At 72.1% G+C, this 23,625-nt stretch carries 24 protein-coding genes; 11 read left to right on the top strand and 13 right to left on the bottom strand.

Features of this window, described 5'->3' with window-relative positions:
* Window positions 1–84: 84 nt before the first annotated feature.
* Entirely contained in the window at window positions 85–1,332 is a 1,248-nt protein-coding gene (locus tag IF89_RS0108980; protein ID WP_420706899.1) for a CapA family protein, read from the bottom strand.
* A gap of 158 nt (window positions 1,333–1,490) precedes the next feature.
* Here IF89_RS0108980 and IF89_RS0108975 point away from each other — a divergent pair, with 158 nt between their 5' ends.
* Window positions 1,491–2,390, top strand: a complete 900-nt coding sequence (locus tag IF89_RS0108975) for a hypothetical protein (RefSeq protein WP_107047231.1) — start codon at window positions 1,491–1,493, stop codon at window positions 2,388–2,390.
* Window positions 2,391–2,450: 60 nt separating this feature from the next.
* Here IF89_RS0108975 and IF89_RS0108970 read toward each other — a convergent pair whose 3' ends face one another.
* Window positions 2,451–4,004, bottom strand: a complete 1,554-nt coding sequence (locus IF89_RS0108970) for a M28 family metallopeptidase (RefSeq protein ID WP_030763810.1) — start codon at window positions 4,002–4,004, stop codon at window positions 2,451–2,453.
* Window positions 4,005–4,284: 280 nt separating this feature from the next.
* On the bottom strand, window positions 4,285–4,548 hold the full coding sequence (locus tag IF89_RS0108965) for a hypothetical protein (RefSeq protein WP_030763807.1): 264 nt from the start codon (window positions 4,546–4,548) through the stop codon (window positions 4,285–4,287).
* A gap of 228 nt (window positions 4,549–4,776) precedes the next feature.
* On the opposite strand from IF89_RS0108965, the gene IF89_RS0108960 reads away from it, so the two are divergent.
* A complete protein-coding gene (locus IF89_RS0108960) occupies window positions 4,777–4,986 on the top strand; it encodes a hypothetical protein (RefSeq protein WP_030763804.1) in 210 nt (69 codons plus the stop codon).
* Between the two features lie 70 nt (window positions 4,987–5,056).
* Here IF89_RS0108960 and IF89_RS0108955 read toward each other — a convergent pair whose 3' ends face one another.
* Genes IF89_RS0108955 through IF89_RS0108935 form a run of 5 tightly spaced genes read right to left on the bottom strand, consistent with a single transcriptional unit; the run spans window position 5,057 to window position 10,474 of the window.
* Window positions 5,057–5,866 carry a type III pantothenate kinase gene (locus IF89_RS0108955; protein WP_030763801.1) on the bottom strand — a complete coding sequence of 270 codons (810 nt, stop codon included), beginning with the start codon at window positions 5,864–5,866 and terminating at the stop codon, window positions 5,057–5,059.
* A 3-nt stretch (window positions 5,867–5,869) separates the two neighbouring features.
* Window positions 5,870–6,838, bottom strand: coding sequence for a carboxylating nicotinate-nucleotide diphosphorylase (gene nadC / locus IF89_RS0108950; protein WP_030763798.1), 969 nt, complete (start codon window positions 6,836–6,838; stop codon window positions 5,870–5,872).
* Between the two features lie 2 nt (window positions 6,839–6,840).
* Complete coding sequence (locus IF89_RS0108945) at window positions 6,841–8,577, bottom strand: L-aspartate oxidase (RefSeq protein ID WP_030763795.1); 1,737 nt, start codon at window positions 8,575–8,577, stop codon at window positions 6,841–6,843.
* The gene (gene panC, locus IF89_RS0108940) at window positions 8,574–9,566 is read right to left on the bottom strand and encodes a pantoate--beta-alanine ligase (protein WP_030763793.1); all 993 of its coding nucleotides are present in this window, start codon (window positions 9,564–9,566) and stop codon (window positions 8,574–8,576) included. The genes IF89_RS0108945 and panC overlap by 4 nt, the downstream gene beginning before the upstream one ends.
* Complete coding sequence (locus tag IF89_RS0108935; RefSeq protein WP_030763791.1) at window positions 9,563–10,474, bottom strand: Rossmann-like and DUF2520 domain-containing protein; 912 nt, start codon at window positions 10,472–10,474, stop codon at window positions 9,563–9,565. Before IF89_RS0108935 ends, panC begins: the two co-directional genes overlap by 4 nt.
* A gap of 108 nt (window positions 10,475–10,582) precedes the next feature.
* On the opposite strand from IF89_RS0108935, the gene IF89_RS0108930 reads away from it, so the two are divergent.
* The 7 genes from IF89_RS0108930 to IF89_RS0108900 all read left to right on the top strand — a co-directional run bounded on the left by IF89_RS0108930 (window position 10,583) and on the right by IF89_RS0108900 (window position 14,726).
* A complete protein-coding gene (locus IF89_RS0108930) occupies window positions 10,583–11,713 on the top strand; it encodes a threonine aldolase family protein (RefSeq protein WP_030763788.1) in 1,131 nt (376 codons plus the stop codon).
* Window positions 11,714–11,967: 254 nt separating this feature from the next.
* The gene (locus IF89_RS0108925; RefSeq protein WP_030763785.1) at window positions 11,968–12,153 is read left to right on the top strand and encodes a DUF397 domain-containing protein; all 186 of its coding nucleotides are present in this window, start codon (window positions 11,968–11,970) and stop codon (window positions 12,151–12,153) included.
* A gap of 81 nt (window positions 12,154–12,234) precedes the next feature.
* Window positions 12,235–12,819: a hypothetical protein gene (locus IF89_RS0108920; RefSeq protein WP_043193448.1), complete on the top strand. Its 585-nt coding sequence runs from the start codon at window positions 12,235–12,237 to the stop codon at window positions 12,817–12,819.
* Window positions 12,820–12,877: 58 nt separating this feature from the next.
* Window positions 12,878–13,045, top strand: a complete 168-nt coding sequence (locus tag IF89_RS46925; RefSeq protein ID WP_030763779.1) for a hypothetical protein — start codon at window positions 12,878–12,880, stop codon at window positions 13,043–13,045.
* 110 nt (window positions 13,046–13,155) lie between these two features.
* Window positions 13,156–13,680, top strand: coding sequence for a BlaI/MecI/CopY family transcriptional regulator (locus tag IF89_RS0108910; protein ID WP_234327705.1), 525 nt, complete (start codon window positions 13,156–13,158; stop codon window positions 13,678–13,680).
* Window positions 13,681–13,691: 11 nt separating this feature from the next.
* Window positions 13,692–14,222 carry an amino-acid N-acetyltransferase gene (locus tag IF89_RS0108905; RefSeq protein ID WP_030763773.1) on the top strand — a complete coding sequence of 177 codons (531 nt, stop codon included), beginning with the start codon at window positions 13,692–13,694 and terminating at the stop codon, window positions 14,220–14,222.
* 165 nt (window positions 14,223–14,387) lie between these two features.
* Window positions 14,388–14,726, top strand: a complete 339-nt coding sequence (locus tag IF89_RS0108900) for a histone-like nucleoid-structuring protein Lsr2 (protein WP_030656421.1) — start codon at window positions 14,388–14,390, stop codon at window positions 14,724–14,726.
* Here IF89_RS0108900 and IF89_RS0108895 read toward each other — a convergent pair.
* Window positions 14,705–15,292 (bottom strand): SCO3374 family protein, encoded by a 588-nt coding sequence (locus IF89_RS0108895; RefSeq protein WP_030763770.1) that lies wholly within the window; start codon window positions 15,290–15,292, stop codon window positions 14,705–14,707. The two genes, IF89_RS0108900 and IF89_RS0108895, sit on opposite strands and share 22 nt — an antisense overlap.
* Before the next feature lie 461 nt (window positions 15,293–15,753).
* Between IF89_RS0108895 and IF89_RS0108890 the strand changes: the two genes are divergently transcribed.
* Window positions 15,754–18,279, top strand: a complete 2,526-nt coding sequence (locus tag IF89_RS0108890; RefSeq protein WP_030763768.1) for an ATP-dependent Clp protease ATP-binding subunit — start codon at window positions 15,754–15,756, stop codon at window positions 18,277–18,279.
* Between the two features lie 679 nt (window positions 18,280–18,958).
* On the top strand, window positions 18,959–19,546 hold the full coding sequence (locus IF89_RS0108885; RefSeq protein ID WP_030763765.1) for a M23 family metallopeptidase: 588 nt from the start codon (window positions 18,959–18,961) through the stop codon (window positions 19,544–19,546).
* Between the two features lie 83 nt (window positions 19,547–19,629).
* Here IF89_RS0108885 and IF89_RS0108880 read toward each other — a convergent pair whose 3' ends face one another.
* Genes IF89_RS0108880 through IF89_RS0108865 form a run of 4 tightly spaced genes read right to left on the bottom strand, consistent with a single transcriptional unit; the run spans window position 19,630 to window position 23,577 of the window.
* Entirely contained in the window at window positions 19,630–20,799 is a 1,170-nt protein-coding gene (locus tag IF89_RS0108880) for a LamG-like jellyroll fold domain-containing protein (RefSeq protein WP_030763762.1), read from the bottom strand.
* Window positions 20,800–20,853: 54 nt separating this feature from the next.
* Window positions 20,854–22,194, bottom strand: a complete 1,341-nt coding sequence (gene cseC, locus IF89_RS0108875; protein WP_030763759.1) for a two-component system sensor histidine kinase CseC — start codon at window positions 22,192–22,194, stop codon at window positions 20,854–20,856.
* Window positions 22,191–22,904 (bottom strand): two-component system response regulator CseB, encoded by a 714-nt coding sequence (gene cseB, locus IF89_RS0108870; protein ID WP_030763756.1) that lies wholly within the window; start codon window positions 22,902–22,904, stop codon window positions 22,191–22,193. The genes cseC and cseB overlap by 4 nt, the downstream gene beginning before the upstream one ends.
* 34 nt (window positions 22,905–22,938) lie before the next feature.
* Window positions 22,939–23,577, bottom strand: a complete 639-nt coding sequence (locus IF89_RS0108865) for a hypothetical protein (protein ID WP_051806923.1) — start codon at window positions 23,575–23,577, stop codon at window positions 22,939–22,941.
* Window positions 23,578–23,625 lie beyond the last annotated feature (48 nt).

The following is a 23,625-nucleotide window of genomic DNA, read 5'->3' as shown; positions in this document are numbered from 1 at the left end:
ATGCGGCCACGGCGGGGTGTCCTTCCTGACGGGGTCCGGAGGGCGGGGGCGTCGTGCGTTCGCCGGCCGGTGTGCGGGGCGGGGTCACCCGGGCAGCCCCCGAAGGGGGCGCAGGCCGTCCTTGCCGGCGCCGCGGTTGAGCAGGGTGCCCTGGGTGCGCTCGAAGGCCAGGCGGTAGCGGGCGCGCTGTTCGGGCAGCAGGCCGCTGTCGTTGCGGAGGGCCTCCACGACATCGACCAGGCGGTGGTCGCGCACCGGCTGGGCGTCGGTGGCGGGAGCCTCCGACCCGGGGGCGGCCTCGGGGTCCGGCGGGATGTCGGTGAAGGTGGGCACGAAGCGGGCCTGGACGTCCCACGCGCCGTTCTTCTCGCCGAACTCGAACCAGCCGATGGCGCCCTCCTCGGTCAGACCGCTGGGCACGTCGTGGCGGGCGAGCTGGTTGCCGAGCCCGTACGCGACCCACGTGTCGCCGATCTTCTCCATCGGCTGCACGACGTGGGCGTGATGGCCGATGACCAGGTTGATCCCGGTCTCCTCGGCGATCCGGCGGGCCAGCTGCAGTTGCGGGTTGCTGGCGTTCGGCTGGTGCTCGCGCCCCCAGTGGACGGAGAGGATCACGACTTCGGCGCCGGCCGCGCGGGCCTGCTTCTCGGCCGCGGCGATGGCCTTGAAGCTGGTGAGGTTGGCCAGCCAGGGCTTGTCCTCGGGGACCTTGCGCCCGTTGAAGCCGAAGGCGAAGGAGATCTGCCCGACCTTGACGCCCTTGACGTCGAGGATCAGGGGCGTGTCGTGCTCCTCCCGGCTCCGGGCGGATCCGGTGTGCTTGAGGCCCTCCCGGTCCAGGGTGTCCAGGGTGCGGAACACGCCGTCCGGGCCGTGGTCGAGGGTGTGGTTCGAGGCCGTCGAGCAGGTGTCGTAGCCGACGTTCTTGATCGTCTTGGCGATCTGCGGCGGGACGAGGAAGTCGGGGTAGGTCTGGAAGGGGCCGTTCGGCTTGCCCAGGACCGGCTCCATGTGGCAGATGCCGAGGTCGGCCTTGCTGATGACCGGTGCGACCCCCGCCATGATCCGGTCGAAGTCGTACCCCGTCTGCCCGGCGGCCTTGGCGTCCCGGGCCGCCTGGTCGGTCAGCTGCGGGTGGATGAGGATGTCGCCCGCGGCGGCGACGGTGAAGGAGCGGCCCGTGTTCCGGGCGCCCGCCGCATCGCCCGCCGACGGCCCCTGGTTCTCCTGCCGGCCGCCGAGGAGGCCGCACCCCGCGAGCGAAATGCTCAGCGGCAGCACGAGGAGCACCGCGCGGGCAAGAGCGGGGGCCGGACGGGGAAGGGCGATTTTCACTCGGCTATTTTCAGCCAGTGCAGACGGTGAAGTTCCCCAAGGGCGTAACGATCGGCGTGATCATGTGTGGCGTGATCATGTCGCTGGTGGCTTACGCCGCTTTTGGTCCCAGCAATTCGGTCGAAAACGGAGCGGCCCCCTCCCCTTCTCCTGTGGCGGAGGACATAGATCTCCTGGACCGTGTCACCCGCTTCACGGGACAGTTCGGTGTGACGGGCGGCTACCGCGCGCCCACGCAGACCGAGACGGCGATCGTGGGCGACGGGGTGTCCGCCCTGCTCGACGGGAACGTCGACAGGGCGCGCAGGCGGCTGGCCGAGGTGGACCACAGGGTCGACACCTTCACCGACACGGCCGGCGGCCGCCGCTTCGCGGAGGTCTCCGACGCGGTGGGGCGGTCCGGATCCGCCCACCGGGGCTGGGGCCGCGTCTACGTCGACCTCGGGGCGCCTCCCCGCTGGTCGGTCCAGGTCCCGCACCCCGTCGCCGACCAGGGCACCGAGCGGCTCGGGGTCAGGGTGCTGCGGGGCGCCCCGGGCGGGGTCATGGTGATCGCGGGGGCCCACCGCACGGCGGGTTCGGCGGCCGGTTCCGGCGCGGCCGGAGCGGAAGGGGCGGGTGACGAGACGGACGCCGGTGGCGAGGGGAACCCGGCCGACATGGCGCACCGCACCGACTCGGTCTTCCACGCCGTGGTCACCGAGCTGACCAGGCGCGGCCTGCCGGGCGTCCAACTGCACGGATTCGCCGACGACTCCGTCCCCGGCAGCGACTCCGTCGTCTCCACCGGCGCGGGCCGCCGGGCGGTCGATGACGCCGAACGGCTCGCCGAGAAGCTGGACGGCCAGGGCCTCGCCGTGTGCCGGGCGTGGTCCGCCCCGTGCAGGCTCTCGGGCCGGACCAACGAGCAGGGCCGGCTCGCCGCCGAGCACGGGACCCGCTTCCTGCACGTGGAACTGAGCAGGACCCTCCGCTCCGGCTCCCGCCGTCTGGACGAGACCGCCCGCGCCCTCACCCACATCACCGCGAGGTGGTCGCGGGACACCCCGTAGAAACGGCGGGGGGCCGGGATCCCGCGCACGGGATCCCGGCCCCCGGCCGGCGCTGTGCGACTACTGCGTGACCTCGTCGTGGCCCGTGTGCAGACCGCCGCCGCCACCGCTGCCGCCGGGGGTCGGCGTCGACACGACCGGCTTCGACAGCGGGGCGAGGTCGTGGGCGTAGTGGCCGACCGCGTCCGCGATGACGTCGACGTTGATGTCGAGCGCCTTGTGGTCGATGTTGGTGATGTCGTCACCCGCGCCGTGGTAGTTCACGTCGTAGGCGACACCGGCCTGACCGCCGAACTTCGCGGCCTCCTCGGGCGTCTTGATGCCCTCGGCGCCGGTGAAGGTACCGCCGGACGGGATGCCCACCTCGATGAACGGGCCGTAGTCCGAGCGGCCGGAGAAGTCCGTGCCCGCGTGCGGGATCTTCTTCGAGTCGAGGAAGTCGGTGATCCCCTTCTCCAGCTGGGCGGAGCCCTCCGGGCCCGGGCCCGCGCCGACCCCGTCGGAGTCGTCGCCGTCGTAGACGAAGTACGCGGCGTTCGGCGAGGCGATCATGTCGAAGTTCAGGTACAGCTTGATCTGCTTCTTCTGCGCGTCCGTCAGGCCGGCGACGTACGCCTCGGAGCCGAGCAGGCCGAACTCCTCCGCCGACCACCAGGCGAACCTGACCTTGTTCTTGACCTTCTTCTGCTCGCTCGCGAGCCGCTGGGCGACCTGGAGGATGCCGGCCGAGCCGGAGCCGTTGTCGTTGATGCCCGGACCGGCCGCCACCGAGTCCAGGTGGGCGCCGAGGAAGACGGTGTTGTTCTCGTCGCCGCCCTTGGTCTCGGCGATGACGTTGAAGGTCTTGCGGTTCTCGCGCAGCTCGCGGATGTCGAGGGTGACCTCGACCGGACCGGCGGCGGCCTCGGCGGCGAGCTTCTCGCCGTCCTCCTGGCTGATGCCGCCGGTGGGGATCTTGCCGGCGGCCGGGTCGCCTATGGTGCCGTTCAGGGCGCCCGCGGTGTTGTTGTAGATGACCGCGCCGACCGCGCCGGCCGCGGCCGCGTTCTGCTGCTTCACCGCGAAGGTGCAGCCGCCGCGCTTGACCAGGGCGATCCTGCCGGTGAAGGTGCCGGCGGCGAAGTCGCCCGGCTCGCAGCCGTTGGTCCCGTCGGCGTCGACCGGGGCGACGGCGACCGGGGCGGTGACGCCGCCCTCGGGGGAGTTCGCCGTGTAGGTCATCAGGTGGATCGGGACGTCGCGCCCGCTCGCACCGTTCACCGTCAGCTTCTCTTCGATCGTCTCGACGAAGACGAAGTCGAACTCGTTGCGGGTGACCGTGTAGCCGGCGGCCTTCATCACGGCCTCGACGTACTTGGCCGACTGCTCGTGGCCCTTGGAACCGGCCGCGCGGTTGCCGTTGTTGTAGTCGGCGATCGACTGCAGGACCTTGAGGTGGTTGAAGGCTCCCTTGCCGGTCGCGTCCTTGACCAGCTTGCGGGCCAGTGCGTCGCCGCGGGCGGCGTCGCTCTGCGGGCTCCCGGTGGCACCGGCCGGTCCGGCGAGCAGCAGGGGCGAGACGAGGGCCGCGGCTGCCAGGGCGGCGGTTGCTGCGGCTATACGGCGTGAGGGCATGAAGGTCCTTCCACGACAGAGACGAGCAGGAAAGGGCGGAGCTGGGCACGACCCGCGGAACGAGGTCGATCCGGGCACGACGGGCGGAGCAGGGCACAGCACGGCGGAACGCGACGGACCGGACGTGCGGACGCGGTGCGCGTTACGTGGGCGAACAGTGAGCGCACGTTAGACAGCAAGTGGCCATCATGGCCAGAGTTTTCGCTGATTTCGGTTTATGAATTCCGTATATCGGTGACTCTGGGCCGGTCACATCCGGCCAACCACCTGCGCGTTGGCGCTACCGGAGGATGCCCTCGACGAAGTCCGAGCCGATACGGGCGACCGCACCCGGATCCAACGGGTGCCGGGCATACCGGCCCTGCCGCCGCGTATGCATCAGACCGGGCCTTTTCGGGACGGCCGGGTGTCGCGGCACCTCCGGCGTGGTGATCCCGTGCACGTTCACCGGCGTCCGATGCAGCACCGGCAGATGCGGCCGGCCCAAGCCGGTCGGCACGAAGACGAGGCCGCTGCCCGGGCGGGGATCGGTCGCCGCGCCCATGCCGTGCGGCGATGTCGAGGGTGACGCTCATCGGGCCATTCTGTCCGTTCCCGCATGTCGGGGACGGCCGGCCCGGCCACCCGGCGCCGCCGTACGGGTGGCCGCGCGGGGCCCGGCCCCGCGGCCGGACGAGTGGTCGTCACCGCCCGGGGCGGCTTTCGGCCGCGACGTCCGGCGGGGCGCGTCAACCGTGGTGCGCGACGGGGCCGACGGGGTGAGGGTGGATGCATGACAGCGATCGAGCAGTACCTCCTCGACACCTACCGTGCGTCCCGGCACGGGGACCCCATGCCCCCGCCGCCCGGACGCGACGACGTGGCCGTCGTCCGCGCGGCCCGCTCCTACCAGCAGTTCCGGGCCGTCCTGGACGGCGGTGAGGCCCGCCACCCCTGGAGAGCCGCCCTGCGCCGGATGCTGACCCGCCCGCACCCGTGCTGACCCCCCGCGCGCCGGCCGGACACGCGGCCGGGCCCCACCCCCCTGGGGGCAGGGCCCGGACCGCGACCGCCTACTCGAAGTTCGGCGCGTTGCGCTGGTACACCAGCCGCAGGCCGATCAGCGTCAGCCACGGCTCGTGGTCGTCGATCACCGACGACTCGCCCAGCACCATCGGCGCCAGACCGCCCGTGGCGATGACGCGGACGTCGTCCGGATCACCGTGCGGACCCGCCAGCTCCTTGGCCATACGGGCCACGACCCCGTCGACCTGGCCCGCGAAGCCGTAGATCACACCCGACTGCATCGCCTCGACCGTGGACTTGCCGATCACGTGCCGCGGCCGGGCCAGTTCGATCTTGCGCAGCTGGGCGCCCCGCACGCCGAGCGCCTCCATCGAGATCTCTATCCCCGGCGAGATCACCCCGCCCACGTACTCGCCCTTCGCGGACACCGCGTCGAAGGTGGTCGCCGTGCCGAAGTCCACCACGATCGCCGGGCCCCCGTAGAGCTCGACCGCCGCGACCGCGTTGATGATGCGATCCGCGCCGACCTCCTTCGGGTTGTCCATCAGGATCGGCACGCCCGTCTTGATGCCCGGCTCCACCAGCACCGCCGGCACGTCGCCGTAGTAGCGCCGGGTGACCTCGCGCAGCTCGTGCAGGACCGACGGCACCGTCGAGCAGATCGCGATGCCGTGGATCCCGTCGCCGAGCTCGCTGCCGAGCATCGGGTGCATGCCCATCAGGCCCTGCATGAGCACGGCCATCTCGTCGGCCGTGCGCCGCGGGTCGGTCGAGATGCGCCAGTGCTCGACGATCTCGTCACCGTCGAACAGTCCCAGGACCGTGTGGGTGTTGCCCACGTCGATGGTGAGGAGCACCGGTTACACCGCCTCGCGCAGGTCGAGACCGATGTCCAGGATCGGCGAGGAGTGGGTCAGCCCGCCGACCGCCAGGTAGTCCACGCCGGTCTGCGCGTACGCCCGGGCGGTGTCCAGGGTCAGCCGGCCCGAGGACTCCAGCACCGCGCGGCCCGCCACCAGCGCCACCGCCTCCTCGGTCTCCGGGACCGTGAAGTTGTCCAGCAGGATCAGGTCCGCACCCGCGTCGAGCACCTCGCGGACCTGGTGCATCGTGTCGACCTCGACCTCGATCGGGACGTCCGGGAAGGCCTCGCGCACCGCGTGGAAGGCCTGTGCGACGCCGCCCGCGGCGACCACGTGGTTGTCCTTCACCAGCGCCGCGTCCGACAGCGACATGCGGTGGTTGACGCCGCCGCCGCAGCGGACCGCGTACTTCTCCAGCGAGCGCAGGCCCGGCGTGGTCTTGCGGGTGTCGCGGACCTTGGCCTTCGTGCCCTCCAGGACGTCCGCCCAGCGGCGGGTGGCCGTCGCGATGCCGGAGAGCCGGCACAGGATGTTCAGCGCGCTGCGCTCGGCCGTCAGCAGGTCGCGGGTACGGGCGCGGACCGACAGCAGCACCTGGCCGGCCTTGACGGCGTCGCCGTCCTCCGCGTGCCGCTCCACCTCGAAGGCCTCCGTGCAGACCACGGAGAACACCGCCTCGGCGATGCGCAGGCCCGCCACGACGCCGTCCTCGCGGGCGACGAAGTCGGCGACGGCCTCGGCGTCCTCGGGGACCGTGGCCACCGTGGTGACGTCCACGCCGCCGTCGAGGTCCTCGGCGAGCGCCATGTGGGCGATGTCCTCGACCTCGACGGGGTCCAGGCCGGCGTCCGCGAGCAGCTCGGCCAGTGCCGGGTCGAGGCCGCTCTCCTCGCCGTCGCCGCAGGCGCAGTCGTCGCCGCAGCCGCCGTCGTTCTGGTCGATCAGGGGAAGTTCGGGGGTGCTCACGGTCACTGCTCCAGGCTCGGGGTGCTCAAGGGGTGCACGGACGGGAAGTCCGCGGATTCGGTGGGTACGACGACCAGGGCCCGCTTCTCGGTGGCCGAGAGCCGGACCACGAGGTGGCGGCGCCACCGCGCATCGTCCCGGTCCGGACGGTCCTCGCGCCAGTGGCAGCCGCGGGTCTCCTCGCGGCGCTGCGCGGCGGCGACCAGGACCCGCGCCACGCACAGCAGATTGGTGGCCTCCCAGGTGTCCACACCCGGCTCGGCGGTCTTGCCGTGCGCTTCCAGCTCGTTCAGTGCGGTGGCGTACAGACCCTCCAGGGCCTCGGCCGCCGCGGCCAGCGAAGCGGCGGAGCGGAGCACGCCCGCTCCCTCCGTCATGATCCGCTGGACCTCGAACCGCGCCCCCGCGGGCTGCAGCGGGCCGGTCGAGGGGACCGGGACGCCGGGGCCGCCCCCGCCGTACTCCTGCGCGGCGATGTCCTCGGCGATCCGCTCGGCGAAGACCAGGCCCTCCAGCAGCGAGTTGGAGGCGAGCCGGTTCGCGCCGTGCACGCCCGTGCAGGCGACCTCGCCGCAGGCGTACAGGCCGGGGACGGTGGTACGCCCGTGCAGGTCGGTCCGTACGCCGCCTGAGGCGTAGTGCGCGGCGGGCGCCACCGGGATCGGCTCGGTCACCGGGTCGATGCCGTGCGAGCGGCACGCGGCCAGGATCGTCGGGAACCGCTGCTCCCACATCTCGGCGCCGAAGTGCCGGGCGTCCAGGTACATGTGCTGCGCGCCCTGCTCCTGCATGCGGCGCATGATGCCCTTGGCGACGATGTCGCGCGGGGCCAGCTCGGCGAGTTCGTGGCGGCCGAGCATGAAGCGCACGCCGTCCGCGTCGACGAGGTACGCGCCCTCGCCGCGGACCGCCTCCGACACCAGCGGCTGCTGCCCCTCGGCATCCGGGCCGAGGAACAGCACCGTCGGATGGAACTGCACGAACTCCAGGTCGGAGACCTCCGCCCCGGCGCGCAGGGCGAGCGCCACGCCGTCCCCGGTCGACACCGACGGGTTGGTCGTCGCGGAGAAGACCTGTCCCATGCCGCCGGTCGCGAGGATCACGGCGGGCGCGTGGACGGCGCCCACGCCGTCGTGCTGGCCCTCGCCCATGACGTGCAGCGTCACACCGGCCGTACGGCCCTCGGCGTCCTGGAGGAGGTCCAGGACGAGCGCGTTCTCCACGGTCTCTATGCCCGCGGCGTGCACGGCCTCGACCAGCGCCCGCGAGATCTCGGCGCCGGTGGCGTCGCCGCCCGCGTGCGCGATGCGCCGCCGGTGGTGGCCGCCCTCCCGGGTCAGCTCTATCTCCCCGGTCTCGGCGGAGGTGTCGAAGACCGCACCGGTCTCGATCAACCGGCGTACCGCGTCCGGGCCTTCGGTGACGAGCAGCCGTACGGCCTCCTCGTCGCACAGGCCGGCGCCCGCCACCAGGGTGTCGTCGAGGTGCTGTTCGGGGGTGTCCCCCTCGCCGAGGGCCGCGGCGATGCCGCCCTGGGCCCAGCGGGTGGAGCCGTCGTCGAGCCGGGCCTTGGTGACCACGACGGTGCGGCGGCCCGCGGCCGCGCAGCGCAGCGCGGCGGTCAGGCCCGCCACACCGGATCCGACGACCACGACGTCGGCGTCGAGGGACCAGCCGGGCGCCGGCGCGTGCAGCCGTATGCCCGTACTGCCGGCGGGGCCTCTGCCAGGGGTGCTCACGAGTGTGCTCCGAATTCCAATGGGATGTTGTCGATCAGCCGGGTCGTGCCCACCTTCGCGGCGACGGCCAGCACGGCCTGCCCGGTGAAGTCGGGGCCGGCCTCGGTGAAGTCCTGCGGATCCACCAGCGCCAGGTAGTCCAGGACGAGCGGCGGCTCCGAACGGGCCGCGTCCGCCAGGACGTGGCCCGCCGCGGCCCGCACCGCGTCGGGCAGGCCCGTGCAGGCCGCCGACACGGCGTGCGCGTCCGCCGAGGCGCGGATCTCACCCAGCCGCGCCAGGGCGGTGGCCCGCTGGTCGGTGGCCGGGGCGGCTTCGGCGCGGGCCCGCAGCGCCGCCTGCGCGGCCAGCCGGTCCCGCCCCGCGAAGAGGGCACGGGACAGCGCCAGCGCGGTCTGCCGGTCCGCGGGGGAGAGGTAGCGGTTGCGCGAGGACAGGGCCAGACCGTCCTCCTCGCGGACGGTCGGTACGCCGACCACCTCCACGGGGAAGTTCAGGTCGGTCACCATCCGCCGGATCAGGGCCAGTTGCTGCGCGTCCTTCTGGCCGAAGAGGGCCAGGTCGGGGCCGGTCAGATGGAGCAGCTTGGCGACGACGGTCAGCATCCCGTCGAAGTGCCCGGGGCGGGTGGCGCCCTCCAGCCGCTCACCCATCGGGCCGGCGCTGATCCGCACCTGCGGGTCCCCGCCCGGGTAGACCTCGTCGACGGCCGGGGCGAACACGGCGTCGGCGCCCGCCTCCTGCGCGAGGGCCAGGTCCGCGTCGAGGGTGCGCGGATACCGGTCGAGGTCCTCACCCGCCCCGAACTGCAGCGGGTTGACGAAGACGGTGACGACGACCTGGCCCTCCGGCCCCGCCAGCTCACGGGCGGCCCGGATCAGGGCGGCGTGGCCCTCGTGCAGCGCTCCCATGGTCATCACCACGGCCCGCCGCCCGGTGCGCGGCAGCCGGTGCAGCTCGTCGGCGGTGTGCAGCAGCAGGTCGGTCACTGGTCGCCCCCGTCAGGGTCCGTGTCGGCGAGTACGCCGAGCAGGTCCTCGGCGAGTTCGGGCTTGAGCAGACCGTGCGCGAGGGCCCGGTCGGCGGTGGTGCGGGCCATGGCCAGGTAGCCGGCGACCGTGCCCGGCGCGTGCCGGCGCAGCTCCGCGACGTGCGCGGCGACCGTCCCCGCGTCACCGCGGGCCACCGGCCCGGTCAGGGCCGCGTCCCCGGACCGCAGGGCGTTGTCCAGGGCCGCGCCGAGCAGCGGGCCCAGCATCCGGTCGGGGTGGCCGACGCCCGCCGCGCGCAGCAGCTCCAGGGACTGGGCGACCAGCGTGACCAGGTGGTTCGCGCCGAGGGCCAGGGCCGCGTGGTACAGCGCGCGGTTCTCCTCCGCGATCCACTCCGGCTCCCCGCCCATCTCGATGACCAGGGCCTCGGCGGCCAGCCGCAGCTCCTCAGGGGCGGTGACGCCGAAGGAGCAGCCGGCCAGCCGCTGCACGTCGACCTCGGTACCCGTGAAGGTCATCGCGGGATGCAGGGCCAGCGGCAGGGCGCCCGCCCGGCGCGCCGGGTCCAGCACGGCGGTCCCGTACCGGCCCGAGGTGTGCACGAGGAGCTGGCCGGGCCGGACCGCGCCGGTCTCGGCGAGCCCCTCCACCAGCGACGGCAGCGCATCGTCGGGGACGGTCAGCAGGACCAGGTCGGCGCGTTCCAGCACCTGGCCGGGCGGCACCAGCGGCACGTCCGGAAGCATGCGCGCGGCTCGGCGCACGGAGGCGTCGGAGACACCCGACACGGCGACGGGACGGTGTCCCGCCTGCTGGAGCGCACGGGCCAGCGCGGGGCCGACGCGGCCCGCCCCGACGACGCCGACGGCGAGCCGGGCAGGGCGTGGCTGCTGTGAATGATTCACGCGGGGAATGCCTTCCGTTCCAGTCCGCGGGGGTACCGGACGATACGCCGCCATGCTAGCCCGTGGGGCCCTTGGCCGGTCGGGCACGAGCGGCGAGGATCAGGGGTCATGAGCGAAGGCACTGAGGAAACGGAACGCGGCGAGCGGCTCGTGGCGGCCTGGCGGGCGGCGCGGCGCACCCTGACGCGCAGTCCGCGCGAAGCCACGGTGGGTGAGGCGCTTGCGCGGCTCGCCGAGGCCCCGTACGACATGGACGCGCCCGCCGACGTCTACGGCGACGGGATCGTCGAGGCGCTGGAGCGGCGCGTCGCGGAGCTCCTCGGGACGCAGGACGCGGCGTTCTTCCCCAGCGGCACGATGGCCCAGCAGGTCGCGCTGCGCTGCTGGGCCGGCCGGACCGGGAACCCCGTCGTGGCGCTGCACCCGCTGAGCCACCCGGAGATGTGGGAGGGCGACGCCCTGTCGACGGTCTCCGGGCTGCGGGTCGTCCACCCGACGACCGAGGCGCGCCAGCCCACGGCGCAGGAGGTCGCGGCCGTCCGGGAGCCCTTCGGCACGCTGATGCTGGAGCTGCCGCTGCGCGAGGCCGGCTTCCTGCTGCCCACCTGGGAGGAGCTGCAGGCGCTGGTGGAGGCGGGCCGGGACCGGGAAGCGGTGATCCACTTCGACGGGGCCCGGCTGTGGGAGTCCACCGTCCGCTTCGGCCGCCCGCTCCCCGAGATCGCCGGGCTCGCCGACTCCGTGTACGTCTCGTTCTACAAGTCGCTCGGCGGCCTGAGCGGGGCGGCCCTGGCCGGGTCGCGGGAGTTCGTGGAGGAGACCAGGGTCTGGCGGCACCGCTACGGCGGCCAGATCTTCCGGCAGTTCCCCCAGGCCCTGGCCGCACTGGCCGGGCTGGACCGGGAGCTGCCGCGGCTGCCGTCGTACGTGGCCCAGGCGCGGATGGTGGCCGGGGCGCTGCGCGAGGCCCTCGCGAAGTCCGGCGTCCCGTGGTCGCGTGTGCACCCCGAGGAGCCGCACACGCACCAGTTCCAGGTGTGGCTGCCCCATGACCCGGACCGGCTGACGGACGCCGGCCTGCGGCAGGCGGAGGAGACCGGAACCGTCCTCTTCCGCCGCTGGTCGGCCGGCGGGCCGCCCGGCCTCGCGGTGACCGAGCTGGACGTCACGGAACCGGCCCTGTCGTGGACCGAATCCGACGTGCACGAAGCGGTCTCGGACTTCGTGGCCCGCATCTGACCCCGCCCGGGCGGGGCCCGAAAATGCCCCGGCCCGGCCCGCCGTCGCGGCCCCGCGCGCACCCGCCGGATGCCGGCCGGGCCCCCTGCCGCAGGGCCGCCGGCCTGCACGGGGCCGCGGCGCCGCCTACCATCCGTGAGCCCGCGGGACTGTGACGAAACGCCGAATTGCGCGAAAGTCGCCGGTGAGGACCGGCGACGGGGTTACCGTCCCTTGACCGCATTTACCGGCCACCGTTGCCCGGAGGAGACACCATGACCGCTCAGCCTGCGTGGCGGAAGTCCTCGTTCTGCGGCGACGGCGACGCCTGCGTCTACGTCGCCGTCACCCCCGGAGCCCTCGTGAAGGTCGCCGACCGGGTCGACCCGGCCCATCTGGTCCTCGCCACCACGCAGGCCGCCTGGGCGGATTTCCTGCGCGCGGTCAAGCAGAGCGGCTGACCTCCGGCCTCCCGCGGCCGCGCCGCGCCGGACCCACCCCTCCTGAGGGGATTTTGTCCGATTAGCGCGTATCTTCGGCCCATGCCCACGCCTTTCGGATCCCGCGGCGGCATGGCGTTCAGCGCCGCCGAGCTGCACGTGCTCAGGCGTTCCCTCGCCCACGCCCTTCAGTCCTCCTCGGCCCCCCTGGCGGCCGAGGAGGTCCAGGACTGCCTGCGCCTCGCGCAGTCGGTGGACGAAGCGGTCCGGGAGGCGGGCCGGCTCAGAGCCTTCGTCCTGGACGACCTGGCCCGCTACCGGGCCGCCCTGCCCGGCAGCCTCCCCGGCTACCTGGAGCTGCTGCGCGAGGCCCTCGCCCTGGGCTACGAGCCGGTTCCCGACGACCTCGCCGCCCTGCGCGCGCTGCGGGCCGACCCGGCCGCCGCGACGCTGCTGGAGCGGGCCCGGGCCGTCGCGGAGCGCTCCGTACGGCGCCGCCTCACCACGACCCCCGGGCACCGGCCCCGCCGGCTCACCCTGGCGGGCGGCCGGGAGGAGCCGCCCCGGCCGGCGCCCGCACCCAAGGAGCGCCCGCGCCCGGAACGGCCGGTGCCGACCCCCGGCGAGGTCTTCCCGCCGCGCCGCAAGCCCACCCCGCCCGCGCCCTCCGGGCTCGCCGTCGTCTGAGGGCGCCGCACCTCACCCGCCGCGTCCGGGGCGGGTCCGCTTGGCTACGCTGGAGGGCATGGACTACGTCTCCGCGCTCGTGCCCCCCTTCGTGATGGCCGCGTTCTTCATCGCCCTCGTCGTGACGATCGTGAAGAGCCAGGGCGGCTCCAACAAGGCCAAGGAGGACGCGGCCGTCGACGCCGTGATCGCCCGTGCCGAGGCCGCCCGGCAGCAGCAGAACTAGACCCGAGGCACCGACGGGTGCACGGCCGTACGGGCCGTGCGCCCGATTTTGTTGCGCGTGGCCCGGTGAATAGTCGGGCAATTGCGCACAACCCGGACTATCGTGCTGGTGTGCCTCGCCCCTTGGGAGAACTCGAAGACGCCGTGATGACGCGGGTGTGGCAGTGGAACCGCCCGGTCACCGTTCGGGAAGTCCTGGAAGACCTCCAGCAGGAACGGTCCATCGCGTACACCACGGTCATGACCGTGATGGACAATCTCCATCAGAAGGGCTGGGTCCGCCGGGAAGCCGAAGGCCGCGCCTATCGATATACGGCGGTCTCCACCCGCGCCGCCTACTCGGCCGCTCTGATGAACGAAGCCTGGTCGACGAGCGACAACCCCGCCGCCGCTCTCGTCGCCTTCTTCGGCATGATGTCCGCGGAACAGCGCGAGGCCCTCCGGGACGCCGTCCGGGTCGTCCAGCACGACGACGAGACCGCTTCCGAGCCCCCCGCGGGCCCTCCCGCCGCATCCCGGGGCGAACCCCGCACGGAACCGTTCGCGGATCCCTCCCCCGACCCCTCCGCCGGGGCTTCCGCGCCGCCGGAGGCCGAAGAGCGGTCCGCCGGGCGCCCGGGGCCACCGGAACGATAGCGTCCGCAGCCATGGGAGAGTTTTCCTCTGCACACGCAGAAACAGTGACCATCCGCCGTGCCCGCACACGCGATGTTCCCGCGCTGCGCCGCCTCCTCGACCAGTACGTGCAGCAGCGGATCCTGCTCGACAAAGCACCGGTCGTCCTTTACGAGGACATCCAGGAGTTCTGGGTCGCGGAACGCGACTCCGACTCACAGGTGGTGGGCTGCGGTGCACTCCACGTGATGTGGGAAGACCTGGCCGAAGTGCGCACTCTCGCCGTCGACCGCGACTTGAAGGGCGCCGGCGTCGGCCATCAGCTCCTCCAGCAGTTGTTGAGCACGGCCCGCACGCTCGGCGTCAGCCGGGTTTTCTGCCTCACCTTCGAAGTCGAGTTCTTCGCGAAGCACGGCTTCGTCGAGATCGGCGAGACCCCGGTCGACACCGATGTCTACATGGAGCTCTTGCGTTCCTATGACGAGGGCGTCGCCGAGTTCCTCGGTCTCGAACGAGTGAAGCCGAACACCTTGGGCAACAGTCGGATGCTTCTGCACCTCTGATCCATGGCCCCAGCTTTTCCGGCGCTCCGCACACCTGTGGCCTATGTCCGAATCGCGCACGTTTCCCGCCCCGTAGCGGTCTCGAACCTCTCCCGGGGGGTTTGTGTTTTCCTGGCAAAAGCGGTTTCCTTTCCGCGTACTGCTTTTCGATGAAAGGAAATCCCGGTGGCACAGAAGGTTCAGGTCCTTCTTGTCGACGACCTCGACGGTGGCGAGGCGGACGAGACGGTGACGTTCGCTCTGGATGGCAAGACCTACGAGATCGACCTCACCACCGCCAACGCTGAAAAGCTCCGCGGTCTGCTCGACCCGTACACCAAGGGCGGCCGCCGCACCGGTGGCCGCGCCACCGCGGCCCGCGCCAAGGGCCGCGCCGCCGCGGCGACCGGCAACCCGGACACCGCCGAGATCCGCGCATGGGCGAAGGAGAACGGCTACAACGTGAACGACCGCGGCCGCGTCCCGGCCGAGATCCGCGAGGCCTACGAGAAGGCCAAGGGCTGACGGACCCCGTCCGTACGCCGTCCCAGCCGCGCTCGGTGGCACTCCGTCGCCGCCGCCGCGACCAGGCGTACGAGATCGGGCCCGCCGGCGGGCCCTGCGGCCCGCCCGGGACCGGGCAGGGCTGGCAGCAGCGCCTCACACCCCTGCTCGGGGGGTCGCAGCCACACGGCGGCCCCCCGCGGGCTCCCTCCCGGGGAGCGGTGGCCCGGGGGTGCCGGGGCGGTGATCCGCCCGCCGGCACCCAGGGCGGTCAGGTCCAGGGCGACCCCGCCCCATTCGAGCCAGTCGAGCAGACCGTCGAGTTCCTCCGCGCTCCCCGGGGCCACCAGGAACCGCATCCGGCGCCCCATCACGGCCACCGGACCCGTGGCGACCGGCCGGCGCAACAGCGCCGTCCCCGCGTCGGAGGGCAGCTCCAGGACGTCGAAGCGGATCCCGGTCACGAGCTGGACCGGCGGCCCGCCCGCGACGGTCCAGCCGAGCACCTTCCCGTACCAGGCGGCGTACGCGTCCTCCTCGGGCGCGACGCGGGGCGGCGGGACGGTCGGCAGGACGGTTGCGGCCATACCCGGAGCAACTGCGGAATCGCGCGGGGGTTACGGTAGAGGTCACGTTCCGCACTCGCAGATGTGCGGAACGTAAACGTCGGGCAGGCGGAGTCCCACATTCGAGACGGAACTCTGTTCGCCCTCAGCGGAGGGAACCGGCGTGACCGGCATGGAGTGTCAGCCCTTACGGGTAAGACATTCCTAGTGGATCGGGGCGACACGCTGATTTGACGGGCTTGCGTTCGCCGTCGGCGTACACGCATGACGGGTATCTGCCTGGCCTGCGGGAACATCGTCTCGCACCATCGAGTTGGAGCAGTTGTCGGCTCTTCAAGCCGGTTTTCCCGCTGATGCAGGGGTGAGCCGTGGACGGATGTCGGCAGTTGGAATGAGCTGTCCCGCCCCACGGGACTAGCATGCGGAAGGACAGGGCGGGGACCGACCCCGAACTGCCCGACCGCTCTGAGGAGCGATAAACGATGTTCGAGAGGTTCACCGACCGCGCGCGGCGGGTTGTCGTCCTGGCTCAGGAAGAAGCCCGGATGCTCAACCACAACTACATCGGCACCGAGCACATCCTCCTGGGCTTGATCCACGAGGGTGAGGGTGTCGCCGCTAAGGCCCTGGAGAGCCTCGGGATTTCGCTCGAGGCTGTTCGCCAGCAGGTTGAGGAGATCATCGGCCAGGGCCAGCAGGCCCCGTCCGGCCACATCCCCTTCACCCCGCGGGCGAAGAAGGTCCTGGAGCTGTCGCTCCGAGAGGCCCTCCAGCTCGGCCACAACTACATCGGCACCGAGCACATCCTGCTCGGCCTGATCCGCGAGGGCGAGGGCGTCGCCGCCCAGGTCCTCGTGAAGCTGGGCGCCGATCTCAACCGAGTCCGGCAGCAGGTCATCCAGCTGCTCTCCGGCTACACCGGCGGGGGCAAGGAGTCGGCCACGGCCGGCGGCCCGGCCGAGGGCACGCCCTCGACCTCCCTCGTCCTGGACCAGTTCGGCCGCAACCTCACCCAGGCGGCCCGCGAATCCAAGCTCGACCCGGTCATCGGGCGCGAGAAGGAGATCGAGCGGGTCATGCAGGTGCTGTCCCGCCGTACGAAGAACAACCCGGTCCTCATCGGCGAGCCCGGCGTCGGCAAGACCGCCGTCGTCGAGGGCCTGGCGCAGGCGATCGTCAAGGGCGAGGTGCCCGAGACCCTCAAGGACAAGCACCTCTACACGCTCGACCTCGGCGCACTGGTCGCCGGTTCGCGCTACCGCGGTGACTTCGAGGAGCGCCTGAAGAAGGTGCTCAAGGAGATCCGCACCCGCGGCGACATCATCCTGTTCATCGACGAGCTCCACACCCTCGTGGGTGCGGGCGCCGCCGAGGGCGCGATCGACGCCGCCAGCATCCTCAAGCCCATGCTGGCCCGTGGTGAGCTCCAGACCATCGGTGCCACGACGCTCGACGAGTACCGCAAGCACCTCGAGAAGGACGCGGCCCTCGAGCGCCGCTTCCAGCCGATCCAGGTGGCGGAGCCTTCCCTCCCCCACACGATCGAGATCCTCAAGGGCCTGCGCGACCGCTACGAGGCCCACCACCGCGTCTCCATCACGGACGAGGCCCTCGTCCAGGCGGCGACGCTGGCCGACCGGTACATCTCGGACCGCTTCCTCCCGGACAAGGCGATCGACCTGATCGACGAGGCCGGCTCCCGGATGCGCATCCGCCGGATGACCGCGCCGCCGGACCTCCGCGAGTTCGACGAGAAGATCGCTGCCGTCCGCCGGGACAAGGAGTCGGCCATCGACTCCCAGGACTTCGAGAAGGCCGCCTCCCTCCGCGACAAGGAGAAGCAGCTCCTCGCGGCGAAGACCAAGCGCGAGAAGGAATGGAAGGCCGGCGACATGGACGTCGTCGCCGAGGTCGACGGCGAGCTCATCGCCGAGGTCCTCGCGACCGCGACCGGCATTCCCGTCTTCAAGCTCACCGAGGAGGAGTCCTCGCGACTGCTTCGCATGGAGGACGAGCTGCACCGTCGGGTCATCGGCCAGAAGGACGCCATCAGGGCGCTCTCCCAGGCGATCCGCCGTACCCGTGCGGGTCTGAAGGACCCGAAGCGCCCGGGTGGCTCGTTCATCTTCGCCGGCCCGTCCGGTGTCGGTAAGACCGAGCTGTCCAAGACGCTCGCCGAATTCCTCTTCGGCGACGAGGACGCGCTGATCTCCCTCGACATGTCGGAGTTCAGCGAGAAGCACACGGTTTCCCGCCTCTTCGGTTCGCCCCCCGGTTACGTGGGCTACGAAGAGGGCGGCCAGCTCACCGAGAAGGTGCGCCGCAAGCCGTTCTCCGTCGTCCTCTTCGACGAGGTCGAGAAGGCCCACCCGGATATCTTCAATTCCCTTCTCCAGATCCTGGAGGACGGTCGCCTGACCGACTCCCAGGGCCGGGTCGTGGACTTCAAGAACACGGTCATCATCATGACGACCAACCTGGGCACGCGGGACATCTCGAAGGGCTTCAACCTGGGCTTCGCGGCGCAGGGCGACACGAAGACCGGCTACGAGCGGATGAAGGCGAAGGTCAACGAAGAGCTCAAGCAGCACTTCCGGCCGGAGTTCCTGAACCGTGTCGACGACACGGTCGTCTTCCACCAGCTCACCGAGGAAGACATCATCCAGATCGTCGACCTGATGATCGCCAAGGTCGACGAGCGCCTGAAGGACCGCGACATGGGCATCGAGCTGAGCGGCGACGCGAAGCTCCTGCTCGCCAAGCGGGGCTACGACCCGATCCTGGGTGCCCGGCCGCTGCGCCGCACCATCCAGCGCGAGATCGAGGACGTCCTGTCGGAGAAGATCCTCTTCGGCGAGCTGCGTCCCGGCCACATCGTGGTCGTCGGCAAGGAGGGTGAGGGCGAGGAAGCCAAGTTCACCTTCCGCGGTGAGGAGAAGTCGGCCCTGCCCGACCTCCCCCCGATCGAGGCCACGGGCTCCGGCCCGGACCTGTCGAAGGGCGCGTAGGCGCGACTGAGCGGTAAGGGGCGGCCCCGGGACATCGAGTCCCGGGGCCGCCCCTTTTGCCTGCCCGGCGGGCAGTGCGGGCCCGCGGGTGCGGGCGCGGCGGGTGCCCGACGAGCGCCTCGCCGGCGGCCGGCCACCGCTGGTCCACGCAGGGACCGGCCCCCACCCCGGCGCCGCTCAGTGCCGCCGGACGCGCGACGCCTCCCCGAGCCGGCCCCGGCGGCCTCTGGTACGCCCTGTGCGCCGCGCGGCTCGCAGCGACCGGCTCCGCTCGTCGGAGGGGCGACCGAGGGCTGAGGGAGGGGCGCGGCGAAGGGCGGAGTCCCGGGTGCGGAAGCACCGTTGCACGCAGGGCCGGGAGCGTAGTGCCCGTCACATTCGGGGGCTTCGCAGCTGCCGGAGCCGGTGACAAGGGGCACAGGGCAAATCGGACATACGAGGGGGTTTCGTAGATCGAGACGACCCCGCGGGAGGTGCTTAGCCCCTGGTGGCCCGCGTCAACGGGCTACGTCACTCCGCTGCGGCTACGAGCCCCGGTAGTAAAAAGGGACGTTTGGGGAACTCCGGGCAGCCGGGTTACCAAAGATGAGCCAACCCGGCACATGGCTGAGCGTGCCGGGTCACTTCATGCCCGAGACGGGCGTGATCGCCCACGTCCCCGGCCCCGGAGGTCTGCTCTATGTCCGCGAAGCGCGTCATCACCCGTTCTACCCGTATCACCGTCGGCGCAACCCTCGGTGCTGTGCTGGCTCTCGGGGCCGGGACGACCGCCGCCTTCGCCGATGCCCCGCAGACGGCTCCGGCCGCCCCCGCCGCCGACGTCGCCGCAGCGGCGAAGAAGAAGGCCGGCCTGTGGGACAAGCCGCTGGAGAAGTACACGCTGTCCGCGACCTTCGGCAAGGGCGGCAGCATGTGGGCCCGCAAGCACTCCGGCCAGGACTTCGCCGTCCCCGTCGGCACCCCGGTCAAGGCCGTCGCCGCCGGCGTCGTCGTCAAGGCCGGCCCGAACGGCGGCGGCGACGGCCCCGCCTACGGCAACGCCATCGTGATCAAGCACGCGAACAACACGTACTCGCAGTACGCGCACCTGTCGAAGCTCCAGGTCAAGGTCGGCCAGAAGGTCGCCGTCAAGCAGCGCATCGCCCTGTCCGGCAACACCGGCAACTCCAGTGGCCCGCACCTGCACTTCGAGATCCGCACCACCCCGAACTACGGCTCGGCCCTCAACCCGGTGGCCTTCCTGCGCACCAACGGCGTCAGCATCTGACCCGGCACCCCTGCACCGACGACGCCGACCGGCCCCTGTGGCCGGTCGGCGTCGTCGTGCGGTGAGGCGGAGGCGCGGCGGGGTCAGGTGAGCAGCCAGGCGTGCGCCGGCTTCGGCGCCGGCGAGAGCTTGCCCTCCTTGTACCCGGCGGCCTGCTCCTGCGTGAACGCCCCGTCGTACACCTTGATGTTGTGCAGGGCGCCCTGCCAGGGGCCCGTCCAGATGTTGTGGTGCCTGGCCCGGCCGAGCTGCAGCGGGCCGGGGGCCTGCCAGATCCCCGGAACCGGCGTCTCGCCCGCCTTCTTGCCGTCCACGTAGAGCGCGATGGCCTTCTTCTCCGCGTCGTACGTCGCCATCAGCAGCGTCGGCGTCTTGTGGACGGTGAGCCCCTCCGCGGTGACGGTCCGCGTGGTCGCCTCGGCGCCCTTGTCGCCCGTCTGCACCCGGAAGATCCAGGCCTGCTTGCCGTTCACCTCGTTCAAGCCGAGCTCGAAGGAGTAGGACTCCCCGTCGCCCTGGCTCATGGCGATCCGCGAGCCCTTGGTGGCGGAGCTGTAGACGCGCGCCGTGATCGTGAAGCTCTTGGTGACGTCGACGACGGGCTCGGCGGACTGCCCCCACGAGTTGCCGTTGCCCCGGCCGACCACCTGGAACCGCTTGCCCAGCGGGCCGACCTTGAGGTCGGGGCCCAGCCGGATGCCGGTCTGCCCGTAGCTGTCGCGCAGCAGCGTGTCGTCCCCCGCGACCGTCGCCGTGTAGGCCTTGGGCGACTTCGACTCGTCCGGCTCGGGGGAGGCCGACGTCGACGTCGCGGGTTGGGCGTCCGGCCCGTCCGGGCCGTCACCGTCACCCCGGAGCAGGAAGAACGTTCCACCGCCGGCCAGCAGCGCCAGCACCGTCACGGTGCCGACCAGCGTCCACCGCTTCTTCTTGCGTCGCGCAGCCTCGGAACGGTCGGCCATGGCCTCCCAGTCCGGCTGCTCCGACGCGCCGGGTATGTCCGGACCGCCCAGCCTCGTGAAAGCCGGCTGGGCCGGAATCGGAGTCGTGGCTGGCGGCCACGTCGGGGCTCCCGCGTCCTGCTGGTACGGGTTCGGCTGCTGCCCGGCCTGCGGATAGCCGTAGCCGCCGCCTCCGGACGGGTAGCCGTAACCGCTCTGGGCGGGCGCTCCCGGCGGGAACCCGTATCCGCTGCCGGGGGCGGGCTCGGGCTGCGGGCTGCTCGGGGGATTCGGATTCGTGCCGTCGGTCATGGCACGGAGCCTAAGACACGCACCCGGCGGCGGGCACGGCCCGGTCCCCGTCCGTCAGACCTGAGGCGGCTTCAGTACCGGGAAGCTGCCCGTGTCCGTCGGCGCGTGCTCGGGCAGCCACAGCACGGCGACCGCCCCGGCCGCCGCACCGACGGGCGCGCCCGCCGCCGTCGGCGAGCGCTCCAGGACACCGGGGGCCGCCACGTTGCGGAACGTCAGCCGGGCCCCCAGCACCCTCGCCTGGCCCTCCGCGATGGTCAGCCCCAGCCCGTGCCCCACACCCGCGCGGTCCGTCGACCCGGTGCGGAACCGGCTCGGCCCCTCGCGCAGCAGTGCCTCGGGGAACCCCGGCCCGTGGTCGCGGACCCGCACGACCCGCCCCTCCACGTCCACCTGGATCGGCGGCAGCCCGTACCGGGCGGCGTTCGCGAGGAGGTTGCCCAGGATCCGCTCCAACCGCCGCGGGTCGGTACTGACGACCTCGTCCGCGACGATCCGTACCGTCGCCTCCGGCATCAGCACCTTCACGCGCCGGCTCACGAACTCGCCCAGCGCCACGTCCTGGAGCTCCGCCCGCTCCGAGGCGCTGTCCAGCCGGGCCACCTCCAGCACGTCCTCCACCAGGGCGCGCAACGCCTGCGCCCGGTCCCGGACCAGCTCCGTCGGCCGCCCCGGCGGCAGCAGTTCCGCGGCGGTGAGCAGGCCCGTCACCGGTGTGCGCAGCTCGTGCGCGATGTCCGCGGTCACCCGCTGCTCGGCCTCCAGCCGCTGCTGGAGGGCGTCGGCCATGGCGTCCACGGCCCGCGCCAGGTCGTCCGTCTCGTCGCGGACGACACCACCGACCGCGTCCCGCACCCGTACGTCGGGATCACCGTGGGCCACCCGCTGCGCGGCGGCGGCCGCCTTGCGCAGCCGGCGCGAGATCTGTCCGCCGATGAGCACGCCGAGCGCCGATCCGCCGACCACCGCGGACAGGCCGCCGATGACGAGGGCCCGGTCCAGGTCGGTGAGCAGGTTGGTGCTCTCCCGGAACGGCGTGTGCAGCGACAGCACCGTCCCGTTCCCGAGCGGTACGGCGGCCCACACCTCGGGCAGCCCCTCCGGTCGTTCCTGGACGTACGTCCCGCGCCGCCCCGACTGTGCCTTCTGCCGCAGTTCCGCCGGCAGTTCGGGATCGTTGAGCTTGGCTCCCATGGGCGGCTTGCGCCCGGCCTCGGCATTGCGGGAGATGAACTGCACGCGCTCCAGCTGCACATCGCGCGCGCTCTCCAGCATCGACACCCGGGCAGCGCTGTGCACCACCAGGCTCAGCGCGATGGTGACGAGGGCGCCCACGGCGGCGATGGCGAGCGTGATCTTCCACCGGATCCCCGTACGGAGGGTGAACCGTCTCATGCCTTGAGTTTGTATCCGAAGCCCCGGACCGTTTCGATCCGGTCCTGTCCGATCTTCGTCCGCAGCCGCTGGACGTGGACGTCCACGACACGGGTGTCGCCGCCCCAGTCGTAGTCCCAGACGCGTTCCAGGAGCCGGTCGCGGGAGAGGACCGTGCCGGGTGCGGAGGAGAACTCCAGCAGCAGCCGCATCTCGGTCGGCGTCAGCGCCACGTTCGCGCCCGACCGGCGGACCTCCATGCCCTCGGTGTCCACCTCCAGGTCACCGAAGGAGAGCACTCCGCGCTCGGCGTCCGGGCCGTCGTGGGGGGTGCCCGCGGCGCCGTTCTGCGGGCCTCCGGAGTGGTCGAAGCGGCGCAGCACGGCGCGGATCCGGGCGACCAGCACGGAGCCGTCGAACGGCTTGGTGACGTAGTCGTCGGCGCCCGCCTCCAGGCCCAGCACCACATCGATGCTGTCGGCGCGCGCCGACAGCATGATCACGGGGACGGTGGACTCGTCACGGATGCGGCGGCACAGGCTCACGCCGTCCATGCCCGGGACCATCACGTCCAGCAGGGCGATGTCGGGCCGGCGTGCGCGGAAGGACTCCAGGCCGGACAGGCCGTCGGGCATGGCCGTGACCACGAACCCGTCGCGCTCCAGCGCCAGGGTCGTGGCCTCACGGATGACGTCGTCGTCCTCCACGAACAGGACATGGGTCTCGGCCATGCGCAAGCCTCGCCTCGTTCTTCTTGCTCAGTGCTCAGTTCTTATGACTCGTCGCCGGGGCGGGTTGGGCGCCGCCGTCGACCACGTTGCTGTACTCCGAGTGCACCCGGTCCTGCTCGGTGAACCCCTCCCCGCTCCAGCGGTACGTGATCACGTCCTCGCCCGACGGATAGGCGAGTGCGTCGCTCTTGCCGTAGACCTGCTTCGTGACCACCAGGTCGCCCCGGTCGATCTCCGCGTAGACGGGGGGCTGCTCGTCCGAGAACACATTCTCGTACCTGCCGCCGTCCGCCCGGTACACGTAGGACCCGCGGCCCAGGGCGTCGGCGCAGGACAGGACGTTCACGACGATGTCGGCGACCGGGCCGCCGGTGACCTTCCCGTAGCTCACGTCCACCGGGTACTCCTTGCCCGTACAGGGCTTGAGGTCCTTCTTGACCTCGGCGCTGACCTTGGGGTCCGCCATGATCAGACCGACGGGGTCCACCTTCTTCAGGGAGGTGCCGGACGGGGAGGCCGACGCCGGGGAGGTGTCCGTGGCGGAGCCGGACGGCGCGGTCCTGGCGACCGTGTCGGTGCGGGCGGGCCCGCCGTCGCGCAGGCCGGTCCCGCCGGTCGCGCAACCGACCGCGAACACGGCAGTGCCGACGAGGACGATGGTCCCCGCCGACACCAGCACCAGACTGCTCGTTCCCCTCCATGCGGGGGGAGAGCTCCTGCC

It is taken from the genome of Streptomyces sp. NRRL F-2664 (assembly GCF_000719345.1).
In the GTDB taxonomy this organism is placed as follows: Bacteria; Actinomycetota; Actinomycetes; order Streptomycetales; family Streptomycetaceae; genus Streptomyces.
This window is presented reverse-complemented; position numbering and strand designations above follow the sequence as displayed.

Coding starts and splice junctions, on each gene's coding strand:
- IF89_RS0108970 (WP_030763810.1), bottom strand. CDS start 4,004: ATGCCCTCACGCCGTATAGCCGCAGCAACCGCCGCCCTGGCAGCCGCG.
- IF89_RS0108930 (WP_030763788.1), top strand. CDS start 10,583: ATGAGCGAAGGCACTGAGGAAACGGAACGCGGCGAGCGGCTCGTGGCG.
- IF89_RS0108960 (WP_030763804.1), top strand. CDS start 4,777: ATGACAGCGATCGAGCAGTACCTCCTCGACACCTACCGTGCGTCCCGG.
- cseB (WP_030763756.1), bottom strand. CDS start 22,904: ATGGCCGAGACCCATGTCCTGTTCGTGGAGGACGACGACGTCATCCGT.
- IF89_RS0108925 (WP_030763785.1), top strand. CDS start 11,968: ATGACCGCTCAGCCTGCGTGGCGGAAGTCCTCGTTCTGCGGCGACGGC.
- IF89_RS0108890 (WP_030763768.1), top strand. CDS start 15,754: ATGTTCGAGAGGTTCACCGACCGCGCGCGGCGGGTTGTCGTCCTGGCT.
- IF89_RS0108880 (WP_030763762.1), bottom strand. CDS start 20,799: ATGACCGACGGCACGAATCCGAATCCCCCGAGCAGCCCGCAGCCCGAG.
- cseC (WP_030763759.1), bottom strand. CDS start 22,194: ATGAGACGGTTCACCCTCCGTACGGGGATCCGGTGGAAGATCACGCTC.
- IF89_RS0108895 (WP_030763770.1), bottom strand. CDS start 15,292: ATGGCCGCAACCGTCCTGCCGACCGTCCCGCCGCCCCGCGTCGCGCCC.
- IF89_RS0108920 (WP_043193448.1), top strand. CDS start 12,235: ATGCCCACGCCTTTCGGATCCCGCGGCGGCATGGCGTTCAGCGCCGCC.
- IF89_RS0108905 (WP_030763773.1), top strand. CDS start 13,692: ATGGGAGAGTTTTCCTCTGCACACGCAGAAACAGTGACCATCCGCCGT.
- IF89_RS46925 (WP_030763779.1), top strand. CDS start 12,878: ATGGACTACGTCTCCGCGCTCGTGCCCCCCTTCGTGATGGCCGCGTTC.
- IF89_RS0108885 (WP_030763765.1), top strand. CDS start 18,959: ATGTCCGCGAAGCGCGTCATCACCCGTTCTACCCGTATCACCGTCGGC.
- IF89_RS0108965 (WP_030763807.1), bottom strand. CDS start 4,548: ATGGGCGCGGCGACCGATCCCCGCCCGGGCAGCGGCCTCGTCTTCGTG.